Here is a 14,269-nt window from a genome sequence, read left to right on the forward strand (position 1 = left end):
CTTCTGACTGGCGTGCTGGTGCTTGGTCCGCTGTGCTCTGCGTCCTTGCTTTTGTGTCCACGCTGAATGGCGCAGCGACCACCGCGCTGATTGCGATGGGGAATGCAGCACGTTCTCGTCGGGTGGGCTCAGGGCCGGAGCCTATTTCCTGTTGCGATACGTGATCTGGCTGGGATTTTTGGATAGCCGCCAAGGGCGGCGTTTTCCCCGGCTGCGGGGTCTTGGGTATCGTCGTCGTGTCGAACGGACGTTGGCGTTGGTAGAACGCTGCATGCGGGACAACCGCGTTGACCCACTGACGGCAATACGCAGCGTTTTGGGTTTTGATGTTACAAAATGAAACCGGCGCAAGATTGCGCCGGTTTTGTCTTAGCCACCAAAGTCGTCCAGCATGATGTCTTCTCGATCAACACCCAGATCCAGCAGCATGTTGATGACTGACTGGTTCATGATTGGCGGACCGCACATGTAGAATTCGCAGTCTTCGGGCGCCGGGTGGTTCTTGAGGTATTCCTCGAACAGAACGTTGTGGATGAACCCTGTGTAGCCATCCCAATCGTCGCCCGGTTGCGGGTCGGACAAAGCAACGTGCCACTCGAAATTTTCGTTCTCGGCGGCCAGCTGGTCGAAATCTTCAACATAGAACATCTCGCGGCGCGACCGCGCACCATACCAGAAGGTGATCTTGCGTTTGGTGTTCAGACGCTTGAGCTGGTCGAAGATGTGGCTGCGCATCGGGGCCATACCTGCGCCACCACCGACGAACACCATCTCCTTGTCGGTGTCGCGCGCGAAGAACTCGCCGAACGGACCCGAGATCGTAACCTTGTCACCCGGCTTCAGGTTGAAGATGTAGGACGACATCTGCCCGGGCGGAATGCCTTCGGACCCCGGCGGGGGCGAGGCGATCCGCACGTTGAGCATGATGATGCCTTTTTCGTTGGGGTAGTTGGCCATCGAATAGGCGCGCTCGATCGGTTCGGTAACCGTGGATTTGTACTGCCACAGATTGAACTTGTCCCAATCCTCACGGTATTCCTCGGCGACGTCGAAATCGCTGTAGTCGACCTTGTGCGCCGGGGCGGCGATCTGGATGTACCCGCCCGCGCGGAAATTCACATCCTCGCCCTCGGGAAGTTCCAGCACCAGTTCCTTGATGAAGGTCGCAACGTTGTCGTTCGACCGGACGGTGCATTCCCATTTCTTGACGCCAAAGACCTCTTCGGGAACTTCGATCTTCATGTCCTGTTTGACGGCCACCTGGCACGAAAGACGGTCACCACAAGTGGCCTCGCGCTTGGTGATGTGGCTTTCTTCGGTTGGCAGGATCGACCCGCCGCCCTCCAGCACTCGCACCCGGCACTGCGCGCAGGTACCGCCCCCGCCGCAAGCCGACGGAACGAACAGCTTTTCGGCTGCCAACGTCTGCAGCAGCTTGCCGCCGGCAGGAACCGAGATGGTTTTCTCACCGTTGATGGTGATGTTGACGTTGCCCGATGAAACCAGCCGAGACCGGGCCGCCATGATAAGCGCGACCAGGGCCAGAACGATCAGGGTGAAAAGGACAACGCCGAGCGAGAAAGTTTCCATGCCCCTGCCCCTTTACAGTTTGACGCCCGAGAAGGACATGAAGGCCATCGCCATCAGACCTGCGGTGATGAAGGTGATGCCGAGGCCCTGCAGTCCGTCCGGAATGTCGGAATATTTCAGTTTTTCGCGCACGCCGGCCATGGCGGTGATCGCCAGCGCCCAACCAAAGCCGGAGGACAGGCCATAGGTCGCGGCCTCGGCAAAGTTGTAGTCGCGCTCGACCATGAACAGCGAGCCGCCCAGGATGGCGCAGTTCACCGTGATCAGCGGCAGGAAGATACCCAGCGCGTTGTAGAGCGGCGGGAAATACTTGTCCAAAACCATCTCGAGGATCTGCACCATCGCGGCGATCACGCCGATATATGAAATCAGGCCGAGAAAGGTCAGGTCCACATCCGGGAACCCGGCCCACGCCAGCGCACCCGGCTTGAGCAGGTAGTTCAGCAACAGGTTGTTGGCCGGAACGGTGATGGCCTGCACGACCATGACCGAGATCCCGAGCCCCAGCGCCGTCGAGATTTTTTTCGACACGGCGATGAAGGTACACATGCCCAGGAAAAAGCTGAGCGCGAGGTTTTCGACGAAGATGGCCTTTACGGCCAGTGAGATGAGACCTTCCATCAGTGCGCCTCTACCTGCTGGATCTTGTATTCACGTTCCTCGACCTGGTTCGGCTTCCACGTGCGGAAGGCCCAGATGATCAGGCCGATGATGAAAAAGGCCGACGGCGGCAGCAGCAGCAAGCCGTTGGGCACGTACCAGCCGCCATTGTTCACGGTTTCCAGGATGGTCACCCCGAACAGAGAGCCCGAGCCGAACAGTTCGCGGACGACGCCGACCAGCATCAGGATCAGGCCATAACCCATGCCGTTGCCCAAGCCGTCGATGAAGGACGCCACGGGCGGGTTCTTCATGGCAAAGGCCTCGGCTCGACCCATCACGATGCAGTTGGTGATGATGAGGCCCACGAAGACCGACAGCGTCTTTGAGATCTCGAAGGCATAGGCCTTGAGGATCTGGTCGACCAGGATCACCAGCGACGCGATGATGACCATCTGCACGATGATCCGGATCGAGCCGGGGATCTGGTTGCGCAGGCATGAGATGAAAAAGGACGAAAACGCCGTCACGAACATCACCGCCAGCGACATCACGAAGGCCACTTGCAGCGACGAAGTTACCGCCAGCGCCGAGCAGATGCCCAGCACCTGCAACGTGATCGGGTTGTTGTCGACAAGCGGGTCGACCAGCAGATCTTTCTTGGTCTGTGACATCAGATCTCTCCTGCTTGCAGCTTGGCCAGGAACGGAGCATAGCCCGCGTCCCCCATCCAGAATTTCACCAGGTTGTCGACGCCGACCGTCGTCAGGGTCGCGCCAGCCAGCGCATCGATATAGAAGTCGGGCCCTGCGGCGGGCATGGTTTTGGCAACCGTGATCTGCAGATCACCCGCATCGTCACGCAGCTTCTTGCCGCTCCAGAGGGCTTTCCAGCGCGGGTTGTCCACCTCGGCCCCCAGGCCCGGCGTTTCCCCGTGCTGATAGAATTGCAGCCCGAAGATGTCGTTGCCATTCGCTTCGAGCGCGATGAAGCCATAGAGCGTGGACCACAGCCCATAGCCGTGGACCGGCAGGATCACCTTGTCCAGCGCGCCGTTTTCGTCGCGCAGCAGGTAGATCACGCGGTATTTCGCCTTGCGGCCGATGCCGGCAGGGTCGTCGGCAAGCGGCTCGCTCAACTCGGGGTCACCGGCGGCGGCAATGTCGTCGAACGTGGCCGGGTCGAACTGGTCGTCGACGAATTCACCCGTCGCCAGCTCCAGCACATGCGGTTCGAAAGCGGCAAAAGCCTCGGCCACGTCGATGCCCGGCTCATAGACCCCCGCGACCTGCAGAACGTTGATCTGCTTGTCCTTGAGCTTGTTGGCCTCTTGCACCGGGCGCAGGCTGACCGCCGCGGCCGACACGATCATCGAAGCAACCAGGCACACGGCGACCGCGATGAAGATCGTCTTGCCAACCGAGTCCGGCGAGGCCGCCAGGAACCGGGCGATGGCGCCTTTGGGTTCAGGGGATTGCGTATCAGACATGGCGACGCGCCCTCCGTTTGATGTTTGCCTGAACGACGAAGTGGTCGATCAGCGGCGCAAAGACGTTGCCGAACAGGATGGCCAGCATCATGCCTTCGGGGAAGGCCGGGTTCACCACCCGGATCATCACGACCATGACCCCGATCAGCGCGCCATAGATATAGCGGCCCATATTGGTGTGGCTGGCCGAGACCGGCTCGGTCACCATGAAGGCCAGACCAAACGCATAACCGCCCAGCACGACGTGCCAGTACCATGGCATCGCGAACATCGGGTTCGTATCCGACCCGATCAGGTTCAGCAGCAGGGTAAAGCCGATGGTTCCCGCCAGACAGCCCACGATCAGGCGGTAGTTGGCAATCTTGGTCATCAGCAGGAAGGCCAGCCCGACCATGCAGGCCAGGGTCGATGTCTCACCAAAGCTGCCCTGGATCGAGCCGAAGAAGGCGTTCCACCATGTGATGCCCTCGGCCGCCAGCGCCTGATAGCCGTCAGCGGCCGAAACGGCCAGCGCGGTCGCGCCGGAGAAGCCGTCGACCGGGGTCCAGACCGCGTCGCCCGACATGGATGCGGGATAGGCGAAATACAGGAAGGCGCGCCCCACCAGCGCGGGGTTGAGGAAGTTCTTGCCGGTGCCCCCGAACACTTCCTTGCCGATGACCACACCAAAGATGATCCCCAGCGCCACCTGCCACAGCGGCGCGGTGGCCGGCATGATCAGCGTATACAGCATCGAGGTGACGAGAAAGCCCTCGTTCACTTCATGCCCGCGCACGGTGGCGAAAATCACCTCGAAGGTGCCGCCCGCGACCAGCGTGACTATGTAGATCGGCAGGAAATACATCAGCCCGTGCATCACGTTGGCAAAGATGCTGGACGGGTCCAGAGAAATGCCCAAGGCCTGCAGGACGGCGATGCGCCAACCGGTTGCCGACTCCGGGCCCAGCGTCGCGATTGCCGAGTTGGCCTGGAACCCGGTATTGTACATGCCCCACAGGATGCAGGGGATGGTGGCGATCACGACATAGGTCATGATCCGCTTCATATCCACGTAGGACCGCGCGTGCGGTGCCACGGATGTTACGGTTTTCGGAGTGTAGATGAAGCTTTCCACCATCTCGTAGATGGGGAAGAACTTCTCGTACTTGCCGCCCTTGGTGAAGTTCGGCTCGATCCGGTCAAAGAAGCTGCGCAAACCCATGTGGATCAGCCCTCCTTTTCAATCTTGGTCAGGCAGTCGCGCAGCGCCAGCCCGTATTCATACTTGGCCGGACAGGCAAAGCCCACAAGGCCCAAATCCTCTTCATCCAGCTCCAGCGCGCCCAGGGCCTGCGCCGTGTCGGTATCCATCACCAACAGCGCCCGCAGCAGTTGCGTCGGCAGGTAATCCTGCGGCATGAGCTCTTCGAAGGTACCGGTGGGCACCATGGCGCGGCGGCCACCGTTCAGGTTCGACGTGAAGGCGAACAGCTTTTTGGCAAAGGCCGAACCCAGAACCGGCTGCACCGCGTATTTCGACGGCATCGGACGGATCCAGCCCATCGGGATCTGGTCGTGATCCTCGCGGATGATGCAGATCTGGCGCGCGAAGCGTCCCAGATAAGCGAACGGCCCGGTGGCGTGACGCCCCGACAGGACCGAGCCGGAAATGACGCGGGCCTCGCCGTCGACATTTATTATCTCGTCGCGGGTCAGATCCTCGGTCGAGGCCCCCATGACGGTGCGGATCAGACGCGGCTGACGCGCGCCGGGGCCGGTCAGGGCCACCACCACGTTCGGGTCCAGATGGCCCGACTGCAGCAGCCGCCCGATGGCGATCACGTCCTGATAGCCGATGGTCCAGACGGTTTTCGCGGCGGTCACGGGTTCGAGGAAATGGATATGCGTCCCGGCCAGGCCCGCCGGATGGGGGCCGCTGAAGGCCGCAGCCTCGACGCCCGGCAGATCGGCGCCGGGGATCGTGTCGCCATCCTTCTGGCACAGATAGGTCTTGCCTTCGGTCAGCTTGGCCACGGCGGCCAGACCGGCGGCAAAGGCCTCGGCCGCGTCATTGATGATCAGCGCGGCATCGGCAGCCAGCGGCTCGCTGTCCATGGCGGTGACGAAAATCGCGGCGGGCGCGGTGCCCGGCTGCGGCATCTTGGAATAGGGCCGCGTGCGGAACGCGGTCCACAGGCCGGCGGCGCACAGCTTGGCGGTGAGGCCCTGCGCGGTCTCGGCATCGCCCACGCCCGAGAAATCGACACCGGGGTCGTTGGGGTCCGACACTTCGATGACGACGCTCTGCAACACGCGCCGCGCGCCGCGGTTGATGGCCACGACCTTGCCGGTCAGCGGCGCCACCATCATCGCCTCGGGTGCGTCCTTGTGGCAGAACAGCGGCGTGCCGCGCTGGACGAGGTCGCCTTCCTGCACCAGCATCCGTGGTTTGAGCCCGATATAGTCTCCACCCAGCACGCCAACCGAAGAATATGCTGGCCCAGGCTGAATGACCCGTTCAGGCGATCCCTCGATCGGAAGGTCCAGTCCCTTTTTCAGTTTGAAAGTTTGCATGTCGCTACGTTCTTCCAAGCCTTTTTCTTGCGCCCGTCATACAGGGCCCTTTGCTTTGGGCACTGAATGGCGCGGAGTTTCGTCAAGCCCGTCGCTAAAACGACGAGGACCGGCCGAAATCCGCGGGCGTCTCTCTGATTACGGCCCCTTTACGCGGCGAAGCGGCCAAACGCAAACCTGTTACCGCCCAAATCGCGCGCCGTGTAGATATTTTTATCCGAAACCACGGGCAGAGTACCAAAAACTTGGTAGGAAATTTCGTGTCGCACGGATGGCCCTGCTGATATAAGCAGCCGGAATGGAAAATACCGATCTTGAGATTTTTCTGGTCGCGACACCCGGTCTGGAGGCTCCCCTCCTCGCCGAAGCGCAGGAGGCCGGATTCGCTGAGGCCCGACTTGCACCCGGAGGTGTCACGGTTCGTGGCAACCTGCGCGAGGTCTGGCGGGCCAACCTCCAGTTGCGCGGGGCCAACAAGGTGTTGGTTCGGGTGGGCTCGTTCCCGGCTGTGCACCTGGCTCAGCTGGACAAGCGGGCGCGAAAGTTTCCGTGGGGAGTTTTTCTGAAACCCGACGTTCCGGTCCGGGTTGAGGCCACCAGTCGAAAGTCCCGCATCTATCATGCCGGCGCCGCACGGCAACGGATTGAAGGCGCAATCTCTGACACGTTGGGGGCTCCGATCTCGTCCGAGGCGACGGTCCGTGTTCTGCTGCGAATCGAGAAAGACATCTGCACACTTTCCCTCGACAGTTCCGGAGAGGCGCTGCACAAGCGTGGGCACAAGGAAGCAGTCGCCAAGGCCCCCATGCGCGAAACGATGGCGGCTATGTTTCTTCGCAATTGCGGCTTTGACGGATCTGAACCGGTGCTGGACCCGATGTGCGGCTCGGGCACTTTCGTGATCGAAGCCGCGCAGATCGCGATGGGCCTGCCGCCCGGCCGCGACAGAGCCTTTGCCTTTCAGGACTTTGCTGGATTCGACCCCAAGGCATGGGCAGAACTCCGCGCCGACTGGGTCGCGACGCAGACAGATACCGTGTTCTTTGGCTCGGACCGGAACGATGGGGCGATCGCGGCCGCGCAGGCAAATGCCAGCCGCGCCGGGGTGGACGGCGCGACGCAATTCCAAAAACGCGCAGTCGCAGACCTGAAACCGCCCCTGGGCGGGCCGGGTCTGGTAATCGTCAACCCACCGTATGGAGCGCGCATCGGCGATGAAAAACGCCTGCGGTCGCTGTATGGAAGCTTTGGCAAGGTGATGATGTCCAGGTTTTCCGGCTGGCGTGTCGGCGTCGTTACCAGCAACCAGTCTCTGGCGCGCGCCACCCGCCTGCCGTTGCTGCCTCCGGGTCCGATCGTCGATCATGGCGGCACGAAGATACGCCTCCATCAAACCGAAGCCCTGCCCTGACCGGCCAATTCCTGCGGGTCCAAGCGGCAGAGCGAGTTCGGACAAAAAGCACACAGAATCCCTCTTGCGCATCAAATCCACTGGGTATAGATCACGCGCCACGGTCGGAGTGTAGCTCAGCCTGGTAGAGCACTGTCTTCGGGAGGCAGGGGTCGGAGGTTCGAATCCTCTCACTCCGACCAATAAAACAAGGCGCCCTGTGGCGCCTTTTTTTGGTTGGTCGTATCTCCAAACATGTCCGGGGCAGCAACGTGATGAATTATTCGGCATCCGCGCACGATCTGCCATCTGGATAGGCGCTTCCCAGGGAATTGAGCGCAGCGCTCCGAGGGTGGCATTGCCTCGCTCTGCCTGCTTGGTCAGTTCGATGTTATGAACCAAACGTTGACCGTTGTTGTAGTCGAACAGAACCCGGACCGCGCCGATGCGATCCTCGAGGCCCTGAAAGCGGCGGGGAGCGTCGAGGCGCACGTGATCGATGGCGTGTCTGAATTGCCGCGCAAGATTGCTGTCCACAATCCCGATGTCGTTCTGATCGACATCGACAATCCATCTCGGGACATGCTCGAAGAACTGACAACCGCCTCCGGCCCGATGGAGCGGCCGGTTGCCATGTTCGTATCCGGGGCTGCAGGCGGCCTGTCCAAAGCTGCGGTCGAAGCAGGTGTCTCGGCCTATGTCGTCGACGGTCTGCATCCCGAAAGGGTCAAGCCCATCATCGACACCGCCATCGCCCGTTTCCAAGTACTGCGCCAGATGCGAACCGAGTTGGCCGAAACCAGACGCGCATTGGAAGAGCGCAAGGTGATCGACCGCGCGAAAGGGCTGTTGATGAAAGCAAAGGGCATTCAGGAAGATGAAGCATATGCCCTGCTGCGCAAGACCGCCATGAATCAGAATCGTCGGGTGGCCGATGTGGCCGAGGCTTTGGTGACCGCTTCGGGGCTGTTGTCATGAGGGCGGTCTCGCTCCGAGCGGCCTATATGCCGTTGGTCGATGCAGCCCCCCTGATCGTGGCGCACGAGATGGGATATGATCAGGCCGAGGGCATCTCTCTGGACCTGCGCCCCGCCCCGTCCTGGTCCTCGTTGCGGGACATGCTGGCCTTCGGACATGTTGATGCGGCACATCTGCTGTCCCCTGTCCCGGTGGCCATGGCGCTGGGGCTTGGGGGGATCGTCACGCCCCTTTCGGCCGTATCGGTCCTGTCAGTCAATGGAAACGTGATCGGCGTCGGCCGCCAACTGGAAGCGCGGCTACGCGAAAATGGCTATGCCTTCGATTTCAGCGATGCTTTTGCGGCCGGAGCGGCCTTGGCAAAGGCGGCCGGTGGAACGCTGACCTTCGGGGTTCCGTTTCCGTTTTCCATGCATGTGGAACTGCTGCGATATTGGGTCAGCGGTACGGAACTCGCCTCGACCCAGGTTGAGATCCGCACCGTTCCCCCACCGTTGATGGCCCAGGCCCTGGCCGCCGGTGAGATCGATGCTTTCTGCGTGGGTGAGCCGTGGGGGTCGTTTTCCGTCGACGACCGGGTGGGTGCGCTTCTGCTGCCGGGGAACGCGATCTGGTCCTGTGCCCCGGAAAAGGTATTGGCCGTGCGAACGGATTGGGCACAGACGGAACCACATCTGACGGGCGCGCTGCTGCGGGCGATCTGGCGGGCGGGCCGGTGGCTTTCAAATCCCGAGAGCCTGACCACGGCGTCGGAGATGTTGGCGCAGAGGCTCTATCTGGACGTTCCCGCGGACCTGGTCGACCGGGCATTGACCGGTCAATTTGCGATTTCAGCGCGCGGAGACCAGCGTCAGGTCGACCGGTTTGTCACTTTTCATGAAGGCGCAACGGGCTTTCCTTGGCGCAGTCAGGCCAAATGGATCGCGCATCACATGGCGCGAAGATATGGACTGGATCCGTCAGATGCCGAGCGTACGGCAGCCGATGTGTTCCAAAGTGACCTGTATCGGCGCGAGCTGCAGGGAATCGGTGTTGTCATGCCCGCCGATTCTGAAAAGCCCGAGGGTGCCGGCAACGACCCGACGCTAGTGTCCGGCCCGGGTGGAAAGTTGATGTTGCCGCAAAACGTCTTTTTCGACAGTCGGATTTTTGAGCCTTCCCAGTAAGTGCGCCTAATTTTTTTGCACTGCAGCGTCAAATTATGCTGCGTTGCAGAATTTTCACCTGATGGCCGTCAATTTCGGATGACTCATCTGCTCACCGGTGCCTTTATCAGGACAACGGCAGGCAACGTCGCCCACCGTAGGAATTCGCCCGATGTCTTGGGCAAAACTTCTGAGCAAAGCCGCTCGACCAACCGCCTTCTCCTTCCGGCGGTGTGTGTCGGCGGCTTTTTTTTGGCCCGAACGTTGCTCGGGTCGCCACCCAGCCCGGTTTGGGCCGGACCGAAAGGAACAAAGATGAAAAAACTCATTCTGAGTCTTGTTGCGACGACAGCCCTTGTTGCGCCGGCCACCGCAGAAATGCTGGAGCTGGAAAAGGACGAACTGACCTTCGGCTTCATCAAGCTGACCGACATGGCGCCGCTGGCCGTTGCCTATGAGCAGGGGTATTTCCTGGACGAGGGCCTGTTCGTGACGCTCGAGGCGCAGGCCAACTGGAAGGTTCTGCTGGACGGCGTGATCGGCGGCCAGCTGGACGGTGCGCATATGCTGGCCGGTCAACCGCTGGCGGCGACCATTGGTTATGGAACCGAGGCGCATATCATCACGCCCTTCTCGATGGACCTGAACGGCAACGGCATCACGGTATCCAACGAGGTCTGGGCGGAGATGAAACCCAACATCCCGGTGATGGACGACGGCCGCCCGCAGCATCCGATCAGCGCCGAGGCACTGGCTCCGGTGGTCGAGAAGTACAAGGCCGAGGGCAAGCCCTTCAACATGGGCATGGTGTTCCCGGTTTCGACCCACAATTACGAGCTGCGCTACTGGCTGGCCGCCGGGGGCCTGAACCCGGGCTATTACAGCCCCGAAAACGTGACCGGCCAGATCGGCGCGGACGTGTTCCTGTCGGTCACCCCGCCGCCGCAGATGCCCGCGACGCTCGAGGCCGGCACGATCCATGGCTATTGCGTAGGCGAGCCGTGGAACCAGCAGGCGGTGTTCAAGGGCATCGGCGTTCCGGTCATCACCGACTACGAGCTGTGGAAGAACAACCCTGAAAAGGTATTCGGCATCACCGCCGAATTCGCCGAGGAATACCCCAACACGACCTTGGCCGTGACCAAGGCGCTGATCCGCGCGGCGATGTGGCTGGACGAGAACGACAATGCCAACCGTCCCGAGGCGGTCGAGATCCTCAGCCGCCCGGAATATGTGGGGGCCGATTACGAGGTGATCGCCAACTCGATGACCGGCACGTTCGAATACGAAAAGGGCGACAAGCGCGAGGTGCCCGATTTCAACGTGTTCTTCCGCTACAACGCGACCTATCCGTTCTATTCCGACGCGGTCTGGTACCTGACCCAGATGCGCCGCTGGGGTCAGATCCCCGAAGCCAAGGCAGATAGCTGGTATGACGAGGTCGCCAAGTCGGTCTACAAGCCCGAGATCTATCTGCAGGCCGCGCGCCTTCTGGTCGAGGAAGGCTTGGCGGACGAGGCCGACTTTCCCTGGGACAGCGACGGCTACAAGGCGCCCACCCCGGCCGAGGACATCATCGACGGTATTCCCTTCGATGGCCGCGCGCCAAACGCCTATCTCGAAAGCCTGCCGATCGGCCTGAAGGGCGACCAGAAGGTCGTCGGGACCGAAATCCAAGGCTGACCCCGAACCGCCCTGCCCGGCTGCGGTCGGGCAGGGCCCCTGAAACGCCCCGCCATCGCAAGGACGCATCAGATGACAACGGTCGATCCGGAATTCAACGCAGACGCCGCACGGGACGCGCGCCGCGCCCGTCTTTTCACCCGCATCAACGCCGCCGACAAATGGTTCCAGGTGCTGGGCCTCAGCTGGGCCACCCCGGTTCTGAAGGCCGCCGCCGGCGACAACCCCCGCGCCCAGATGGCCGAGATCTGGCGGCTGCTGATCGTGCCGATCCTGTCGATCTGTGCCTTTTTGCTGCTGTGGGCGACGCTGGCGCCCAAGGTGCAGACCTCGCTGGGGGCGGTACCCGGCCCGGCGCAGGTCTGGGAGGAAATGGTCAACCTGAATCAGGACGCGCAGGCCAAGGCCGCCAAACGCGCCAAGTTCGAGGCGATGGTCGAAAAGCGGAACCAGAAGCTGATCGAGGCCGGCCGCGCGGACGAGGTCAAGCAGGTCGCCTATACCGGCGCACCGTCTTACTACCAGCAGATCTGGACCTCGATCAAAACAGTGTTCTTCGGGTTCCTGATCGCCACGGTCGTGGCGGTGCCGCTTGGCATCGCAGCGGGGCTGTCACCGACCGCAAATGCGGCGCTGAACCCGTTGATCCAGGTGTTCAAACCGGTCTCGCCGCTGGCCTGGCTGCCGATCGTGACGATGATCGTCTCGGCCGTCTATGTCACCAATGACGGCTGGTTCGCGAAATCCTTCCTGATCTCGGCGATCACGGTGACGCTGTGTTCGCTGTGGCCCACGCTGATCAACACCTCGTTGGGCGTGGCCTCGATCGACAAGGATCTGGTGAACGTGTCCAAGGTTCTGAAGATGAACACCTGGACCAAGATCACCAAGCTGGTGCTGCCCTCGGCGCTGCCGCTGATCTTCACCGGGCTGCGCCTGTCGCTGGGCGTGGGCTGGATGGTCCTGATCGCGGCCGAAATGCTGGCGCAGAACCCGGGCCTGGGCAAATTCGTCTGGGACGAGTTCCAGAACGGCTCGTCCAGCTCGCTGGCCCGGATCATGGTGGCGGTCTTCACCATCGGCATCATCGGCTTCCTGCTGGACCGGGTGATGTACGCGCTGCAGTCCCTGTTTACCTTTACCAACAACCGGTGAGCGTGATGAGCATCCTCAGCTTCGAAAACGTCTCGAAATCCTTCGGCGAAGGCACCGGGCGCACCGATGTTCTGAACGGCATCGACCTGCAGGTGCAGGAGGGCGAGTTCCTGGTGATCCTGGGCTTTTCCGGCACCGGCAAGACCACGCTGATCAACCTGATGGCCGGGCTGGACATGCCCAGCCGCGGGCAGGTCACCTTCAAGGGCGCGCCGATCAAGGGGCCGGGGCCGGAACGCGGCGTGATCTTTCAGAACTACTCGCTGATGCCGTGGCTGACGGTCAGCGGCAATGTCGGGCTGGCGGTCGATACGGTCTTTCCGGGCCTGCCCAAGGCCGAGAAGGCCGCGAAGGTGGCGCATTACGTCAAGATGGTCGGCCTCAGCCACGCGGCGACGCGCCGTCCGGCCGAATTGTCGGGCGGGATGCGTCAGCGGGTCAACGTGGCCCGGGCGCTGGCCATGAACCCCGAGGTCTTGTTGCTGGACGAGCCGCTGTCGGCGTTGGACGCGCTGACCCGCGCCAACCTGGCCGACGAGATCGAGCGCATCTGGGAAGCCGACCGCAAGACCTGCGTGCTGATCACCAATGACGTGGACGAGGCGATCACTCTGGCCGACCGGATCATCGCCCTGAACCCCGACGGCACGCTGGGGCAGGAGTTCCGCGTCTCGATCCCGCGCCCGCGCGACCGGGCGGCGATGAACACCGATGAAACCTTCAAACGCCTGCGCGCCGAGGTCACCAAATACCTGATGGATGTGGGGATCGAGGCCAAGGTCGAAGGCACCCGCATCCTGCCCGAGGTCACGCCGATCCACGGCGTGCCCACCGCCGTGACCGAGGCGCAGAAGGGCATGATCGACAGCCGGTTCCTGGATTTCTCGCAACTGCACAAGGTCTATCCCACGCCGAAGGGGCCGCTGACCGTGGTCGAGGACTTCGATCTGAAGATCGACAAGGGCGAGTTCATCTCGCTGATCGGCCATTCGGGCTGCGGCAAATCCACGGTGCTGACCATGGCGGCGGGGCTGAACGAGATTTCCAAGGGCGCGATCAAGCTGGATGGCCGCCACGTCGAAGGCGCCGACCCTGAACGCGCGGTGGTGTTCCAGTCACCCAACCTGTTCCCGTGGCTGTCCGCGAAAGAGAACGTGGCGATCGGGGTCGACAAGGTCTATCCGAACGCCAGCCAGGCCGAACGGCAGGACGTGGTGGAATACTACCTGGAACGCGTCGGCCTGGCCGATGCGATGGACAAGCAGGCCAGCGACCTGTCGAACGGCATGAGACAGCGCGTCGGCATCGCCCGCGCCTTTGCCCTGTCGCCCAAGCTGCTGCTGCTGGATGAACCTTTCGGGATGCTCGACAGCCTGACCCGCTGGGAGCTGCAGGAGGTTCTGATGGAGGTCTGGTCGCGCACCAAGGTCACCGCGATCTGCGTCACCCATGACGTGGACGAGGCGATCCTGCTGGCCGACCGGGTGGTGATGATGACCAACGGCCCGCAGGCTACGATCGGCAAGATCACCCGCGTGGACCTGCCGCGCCCGCGCACCCGCAAGGCGTTGCTCGAACATCCCGACTACTACGCCTACCGGCAGGAAGTTCTGGATTTCCTCGAAGAATACGAACACGGCGCCAAGCCGAAATCGCCCGCCCCCAAGGCCATTGCAGCGGAGTGAC

General features: G+C 62.0%; 12 protein-coding genes and 1 tRNA gene. 7 read left to right on the forward strand and 6 right to left on the reverse strand.

Translation table 11 applies throughout. The features are described 5' to 3' along the window. Window positions 1-369 precede the first annotated feature (369 nt). From nqrF to ACR0IR_RS16250, 6 genes are read right to left on the reverse strand one after another with little or no spacing between them, the layout of a single operon-like run. Window positions 370-1,590, reverse strand: coding sequence for an NADH:ubiquinone reductase (Na(+)-transporting) subunit F (gene nqrF / locus ACR0IR_RS16225; protein WP_170341458.1), 1,221 nt, complete (start codon window positions 1,588-1,590; stop codon window positions 370-372). A gap of 12 nt (window positions 1,591-1,602) precedes the next feature. Beyond that, entirely contained in the window at window positions 1,603-2,211 is a 609-nt protein-coding gene (gene nqrE / locus ACR0IR_RS16230; protein WP_050603817.1) for an NADH:ubiquinone reductase (Na(+)-transporting) subunit E, read from the reverse strand. Then, complete coding sequence (locus ACR0IR_RS16235; RefSeq protein WP_170341437.1) at window positions 2,211-2,864, reverse strand: NADH:ubiquinone reductase (Na(+)-transporting) subunit D; 654 nt, start codon at window positions 2,862-2,864, stop codon at window positions 2,211-2,213. Before ACR0IR_RS16235 ends, nqrE begins: the two co-directional genes overlap by 1 nt. Then, the gene (locus ACR0IR_RS16240) at window positions 2,864-3,679 is read right to left on the reverse strand and encodes a Na(+)-translocating NADH-quinone reductase subunit C (protein WP_170365859.1); all 816 of its coding nucleotides are present in this window, start codon (window positions 3,677-3,679) and stop codon (window positions 2,864-2,866) included. Before ACR0IR_RS16240 ends, ACR0IR_RS16235 begins: the two co-directional genes overlap by 1 nt. Beyond that, the gene (locus ACR0IR_RS16245) at window positions 3,672-4,880 is read right to left on the reverse strand and encodes an NADH:ubiquinone reductase (Na(+)-transporting) subunit B (protein ID WP_170365861.1); all 1,209 of its coding nucleotides are present in this window, start codon (window positions 4,878-4,880) and stop codon (window positions 3,672-3,674) included. Before ACR0IR_RS16245 ends, ACR0IR_RS16240 begins: the two co-directional genes overlap by 8 nt. A gap of 5 nt (window positions 4,881-4,885) precedes the next feature. Then, window positions 4,886-6,232, reverse strand: coding sequence for a Na(+)-translocating NADH-quinone reductase subunit A (locus ACR0IR_RS16250; RefSeq protein WP_170365863.1), 1,347 nt, complete (start codon window positions 6,230-6,232; stop codon window positions 4,886-4,888). A 298-nt stretch (window positions 6,233-6,530) separates the two neighbouring features. On the opposite strand from ACR0IR_RS16250, the gene ACR0IR_RS16255 reads away from it, so the two are divergent. The 7 genes from ACR0IR_RS16255 to ACR0IR_RS16285 all read left to right on the forward strand — a co-directional run bounded on the left by ACR0IR_RS16255 (window position 6,531) and on the right by ACR0IR_RS16285 (window position 14,268). After that, window positions 6,531-7,643 (forward strand): THUMP domain-containing class I SAM-dependent RNA methyltransferase, encoded by a 1,113-nt coding sequence (locus ACR0IR_RS16255; RefSeq protein WP_170365864.1) that lies wholly within the window; start codon window positions 6,531-6,533, stop codon window positions 7,641-7,643. A gap of 105 nt (window positions 7,644-7,748) precedes the next feature. Further along, window positions 7,749-7,825: transfer RNA gene (locus tag ACR0IR_RS16260), tRNA-Pro, on the forward strand. A gap of 190 nt (window positions 7,826-8,015) precedes the next feature. Then, window positions 8,016-8,600: an ANTAR domain-containing response regulator gene (locus ACR0IR_RS16265; RefSeq protein ID WP_170341425.1), complete on the forward strand. Its 585-nt coding sequence runs from the start codon at window positions 8,016-8,018 to the stop codon at window positions 8,598-8,600. Continuing rightward, the gene (locus ACR0IR_RS16270) at window positions 8,597-9,766 is read left to right on the forward strand and encodes an ABC transporter substrate-binding protein (protein ID WP_170341423.1); all 1,170 of its coding nucleotides are present in this window, start codon (window positions 8,597-8,599) and stop codon (window positions 9,764-9,766) included. The genes ACR0IR_RS16265 and ACR0IR_RS16270 overlap by 4 nt, the downstream gene beginning before the upstream one ends. Before the next feature lie 294 nt (window positions 9,767-10,060). After that, window positions 10,061-11,428, forward strand: coding sequence for a CmpA/NrtA family ABC transporter substrate-binding protein (locus ACR0IR_RS16275; protein ID WP_170365868.1), 1,368 nt, complete (start codon window positions 10,061-10,063; stop codon window positions 11,426-11,428). Between the two features lie 72 nt (window positions 11,429-11,500). After that, a complete protein-coding gene (locus ACR0IR_RS16280) occupies window positions 11,501-12,583 on the forward strand; it encodes an ABC transporter permease (RefSeq protein ID WP_068345377.1) in 1,083 nt (360 codons plus the stop codon). 5 nt (window positions 12,584-12,588) lie between these two features. After that, the gene (locus ACR0IR_RS16285) at window positions 12,589-14,268 is read left to right on the forward strand and encodes an ABC transporter ATP-binding protein (protein WP_170365870.1); all 1,680 of its coding nucleotides are present in this window, start codon (window positions 12,589-12,591) and stop codon (window positions 14,266-14,268) included. The last annotated feature ends 1 nt before the right edge of the window (window position 14,269 follow it).

The sequence above is a fragment of the Ruegeria sp. CF2 genome (assembly GCF_056537385.1).

Coding starts and splice junctions, on each gene's coding strand:
- nqrF (WP_170341458.1), bottom strand. CDS start 1,590: ATGGAAACTTTCTCGCTCGGCGTTGTCCTTTTCACCCTGATCGTTCTG.
- nqrE (WP_050603817.1), bottom strand. CDS start 2,211: ATGGAAGGTCTCATCTCACTGGCCGTAAAGGCCATCTTCGTCGAAAAC.
- ACR0IR_RS16235 (WP_170341437.1), bottom strand. CDS start 2,864: ATGTCACAGACCAAGAAAGATCTGCTGGTCGACCCGCTTGTCGACAAC.
- ACR0IR_RS16240 (WP_170365859.1), bottom strand. CDS start 3,679: ATGTCTGATACGCAATCCCCTGAACCCAAAGGCGCCATCGCCCGGTTC.
- ACR0IR_RS16245 (WP_170365861.1), bottom strand. CDS start 4,880: ATGGGTTTGCGCAGCTTCTTTGACCGGATCGAGCCGAACTTCACCAAG.
- ACR0IR_RS16250 (WP_170365863.1), bottom strand. CDS start 6,232: ATGCAAACTTTCAAACTGAAAAAGGGACTGGACCTTCCGATCGAGGGA.
- ACR0IR_RS16255 (WP_170365864.1), top strand. CDS start 6,531: ATGGAAAATACCGATCTTGAGATTTTTCTGGTCGCGACACCCGGTCTG.
- ACR0IR_RS16265 (WP_170341425.1), top strand. CDS start 8,016: ATGAACCAAACGTTGACCGTTGTTGTAGTCGAACAGAACCCGGACCGC.
- ACR0IR_RS16270 (WP_170341423.1), top strand. CDS start 8,597: ATGAGGGCGGTCTCGCTCCGAGCGGCCTATATGCCGTTGGTCGATGCA.
- ACR0IR_RS16275 (WP_170365868.1), top strand. CDS start 10,061: ATGAAAAAACTCATTCTGAGTCTTGTTGCGACGACAGCCCTTGTTGCG.
- ACR0IR_RS16280 (WP_068345377.1), top strand. CDS start 11,501: ATGACAACGGTCGATCCGGAATTCAACGCAGACGCCGCACGGGACGCG.
- ACR0IR_RS16285 (WP_170365870.1), top strand. CDS start 12,589: ATGAGCATCCTCAGCTTCGAAAACGTCTCGAAATCCTTCGGCGAAGGC.